This is a genomic window from Arthrobacter sp. B0316-1-20 (genome assembly GCF_059091865.1).
The window spans coordinates 1-3,937 of sequence record NZ_JBNHHC010000164.1 but is presented as its reverse complement, the minus strand read 5'-3'; the positions used below and the strand labels follow the sequence as shown (position 1 = coordinate 3,937).

General features: G+C 65.3%; 1 protein-coding gene and 1 pseudogene. Both read left to right on the top strand.

The genetic code is table 11. The features are described 5' to 3' along the window. Positions 1 to 3,143: DNA-directed RNA polymerase subunit beta (gene rpoB, locus AC5RW2_RS41070; protein WP_494075297.1), on the top strand; the 3,143-nt coding region annotated here is incomplete at its 5' end. Positions 3,144 to 3,261: 118 nt separating this feature from the next. Then, a pseudogene (locus tag AC5RW2_RS41065) lies at positions 3,262 to 3,937 on the top strand (DNA-directed RNA polymerase subunit beta'); the annotation flags it as partial.

The following is a 3,937-nucleotide window of genomic DNA, read 5'->3' as shown; positions in this document are numbered from 1 at the left end:
CGCTGTACGTCAAGGCCGAGTTCATGAACAACAACACGGGCGAGATCAAGCAGCAGACCGTGTTCATGGGCGACTTCCCGCTGATGACCGACAAGGGCACCTTCGTCATCAACGGCACCGAGCGCGTCGTCGTCTCCCAGTTGGTCCGCTCGCCGGGCGCCTACTTCGAGAAGACCGCCGACAAGACCAGCGACAAGGACATCTTCACCGCGAAGATCATCCCGTCCCGGGGCGCCTGGTTCGAGCTGGAAATCGACAAGCGCGACCAGGTCGGCGTGCGCCTTGACCGCAAGCGCAAGCAGTCCGTGACCGTGCTGCTGAAGGCGCTGGGCTGGACCGAAGGCCAGATCTTGGAGACCTTCGGCGAGTACGACTCGATCCGCGCCACGCTGGAGAAGGACGCCACCCAGACCCAGGAGGAAGCCCTCCTGGACATCTACCGGAAGCTGCGTCCGGGCGAGCCGCCGACAGTCGAGGCTGCCCAGTCGCTGCTGGACAACCTGTACTTCAACCCGAAGCGCTACGACCTGGCCAAGGTTGGTCGCTACAAGATCAACCGCAAGCTGGGCATCGACAAGCCGCTGACCGATCCGGACGCCTCGGTCCTGAACAATGACGACATTGTCGCCATGATCAAGTTCCTGGTTGCCCTGCACGCCGGCGAAGCCACCATTCCGGGCAAGCGCGACGGCGCCGACGTCGACCTCCGCGTCGAGATCGACGACATCGACCACTTCGGCAACCGCCGCATCCGCGCGGTCGGCGAGCTGATCGAGAACCAGGTCCGCACCGGTCTCTCCCGCATGGAGCGCGTGGTCCGCGAACGCATGACCACCCAGGACGTGGAGGCGATCACCCCGCAGACCCTGATCAACATCCGCCCCGTGGTGGCTGCGATCAAGGAGTTCTTCGGCACGTCGCAGCTGTCCCAGTTCATGGACCAGAACAACCCGCTGGCCGGCCTGACGCACAAGCGCCGTCTGTCCGCGCTGGGCCCGGGCGGTTTGTCCCGCGACCGTGCCGGCATGGAAGTCCGTGACGTGCACCCCTCGCACTACGGCCGGATGTGCCCGATCGAGACTCCGGAAGGCCCGAACATCGGCCTGATCGGCTCGCTGGCGTCCTACGGCCGCATCAATGCCTTCGGTTTCATTGAGACTCCGTACCGCAAGGTCGTCAACGGGCAGGTCACCGACCAGGTGGACTACCTGACCGCCGACGACGAGATCGAGTGCGTGATCGCCCAGGCGAACGCTCCGCTCACCGAGGACCTGCACTTCGAAGAAGACCTGGTCCTCAGCCGTGAGCGCGGCGGCGGCGGCGAGCCGGTACTCGTGCCGGCCGACGAGGTCGACTACATGGACGTTTCCCCGCGCCAGATGGTGTCCGTGGCAACCGCCCTGATTCCGTTCCTGGAGCATGACGACGCCAACCGTGCACTGATGGGCGCCAACATGCAGCGCCAGGCTGTGCCGCTGCTGCGTTCGGAAGCCCCGCTGGTGGGCACCGGCATGGAGCGCTACGCGGCCGTTGACGCCGGCGACTCCGTGGTTGCTGCCAAGCCGGGCGTGGTGACCGAGGTCTCTGCAGACCTGGTCACGGCGCTGAACGACGACGGCACCGAGACCCGGTACCCGATCATGAAGTTCGCCCGCTCCAACCAGGGCAACGCCTACAACCAGCGCGTCCTCGTCTCCGAGGGCCAGCGACTGGAAGCCGGCAGCATCATTGCCGACGGCCCGTCCACCGATCAGGGTGAACTGGCGCTGGGCAAGAACCTGCTGGTGGCGTTCATGTCCTGGGAAGGCCACAACTACGAGGATGCGATCATCCTCTCCCAGCGTGTGGTCTCCGACGACGTGCTGACCTCCATCCACATCGAGGAGCATGAGGTTGATGCCCGCGACACCAAGCTCGGTGCCGAGGAAATCACCCGCGACATCCCGAACGTGTCCGAGGAAGTGCTCTCCCAGCTGGACGAGCGCGGCATCATCCACATCGGCGCCGAGGTGGACGCCGGCGACATCCTGGTGGGTCGCGTTACCCCGAAGGGCGAGACCGAGCTGACTCCGGAAGAGCGCCTGCTGCGCGCGATCTTCGGTGAGAAGTCGCGCGAAGTGCGCGACACCTCGCTGAAGGTTCCGCACGGCGAGTCCGGCACCGTGATCGGCGTGCGCATCTTCGATCGCGACAACGACGACGAGCTGCCCCCGGGCGTCAACCAGCTGGTGCGCGTGTACGTGGCGCAGAAGCGCAAGATCACCGACGGCGACAAGCTCGCCGGCCGTCACGGCAACAAGGGCGTCATCTCCAAGATCCTGCCGATCGAGGACATGCCGTTCCTGGAAGACGGCACGCCGGTTGACGTTGTGCTGAACCCGCTGGGTGTTCCCGGCCGCATGAACGTGGGCCAGGTGCTGGAAATCCACCTCGGCTGGGCCGCCAAGCAGGGCTGGAACATCGAAGGCAATCCGGACTGGGCCAAGAACCTGCCGGACCTGCCGCGCCAGACCGGTCCCACCACGGTGGCCACCCCGGTGTTCGACGGCGCCAGCGAGTTCGAGATCACCGGGCTGCTGGATTCGACCACTCCGACCCGCGACGGCGACCGCCTGATCGGTTCGTCCGGCAAGGCGCGTCTGTTCGACGGCCGCTCCGGCCAGCCGTTCCCGGATCCGGTGTCCGTGGGCTACATGTACATCCTGAAGCTGCACCACCTGGTGGACGACAAGATCCACGCGCGCTCCACCGGCCCGTACTCGATGATCACCCAGCAGCCGCTGGGCGGTAAGGCGCAGTTCGGCGGCCAGCGCTTCGGCGAAATGGAAGTGTGGGCCCTGGAGGCCTACGGTGCCGCGTACACCCTGCAGGAACTGCTCACCATCAAGTCCGACGACATCCACGGCCGCGTCAAGGTCTACGAGGCGATCGTCAAGGGCGAGAACATCCCGGAGCCGGGCGTTCCCGAATCCTTCAAGGTGTTGATCAAGGAAATGCAGTCGCTCTGCCTGAACGTGGAGGTTCTCTCCACCGACGGCACCGCGATCGAAATGCGTGACTCGGATGAAGAAGTCTTCCGGGCCGCGGAAGAGCTGGGCATCGACCTGTCGCGGGCCGAGCCGAGTTCCGTCGAAGAGGTCTAGTCGGGCCGGCCGGCCGGCAGAAGGTGCCCCGCGCACTTCAGCCGGCCAGGCGCCCATCCCCTCTTTCCGTAACCCGACAGACTTTCAGATTTAGAGAACAAGAGAGAACAGGGACCATATGTCCAGCGAATCCTCCTTCGGCCTCATGCGCATCGGCCTTGCCACCGCGGACGACATCCGCGACTGGAGCTACGGCGAGGTCAAGAAGCCGGAAACTATCAACTACCGCACCCTGAAGCCCGAGAAGGACGGCCTCTTCTGCGAGAAGATCTTCGGCCCGTCCCGCGACTGGGAATGCTACTGCGGCAAGTACAAGCGCGTGCGCTTCAAGGGCATCATCTGTGAGCGCTGTGGCGTCGAGGTCACCCGGGCCAAGGTCCGCCGCGAGCGGATGGGCCACATTGAGCTGGCCGCCCCGGTCACGCACATCTGGTACTTCAAGGGTGTCCCGTCCCGCCTGGGCTACCTGCTCGACTTGGCGCCGAAGGACCTGGAAAAGGTCATTTACTTCGCCGCCTACATGATCACCAGCGTGGACGACCAGCGCCGTCACGAGGAACTGCCGAACCTGCAGGCCGAGCACGACCTGGAGAAGAAGCAGCTGGCCGATACCCGCGATTCCGACATCGCGGCCATCGCCAAGGACCTCGAGGACGAACTGGCCCGCCTGGAAGGCGAAGGCGCCAAGGCCGCCGAGAAGAAGAAGGCCCGCGACTCCGCCGACCGCCAGATGGCCAACGTGCGCAAGCGTGCCGACGCCGAGATCGAGCGCCTCGACATGGTCTGGGACCGCT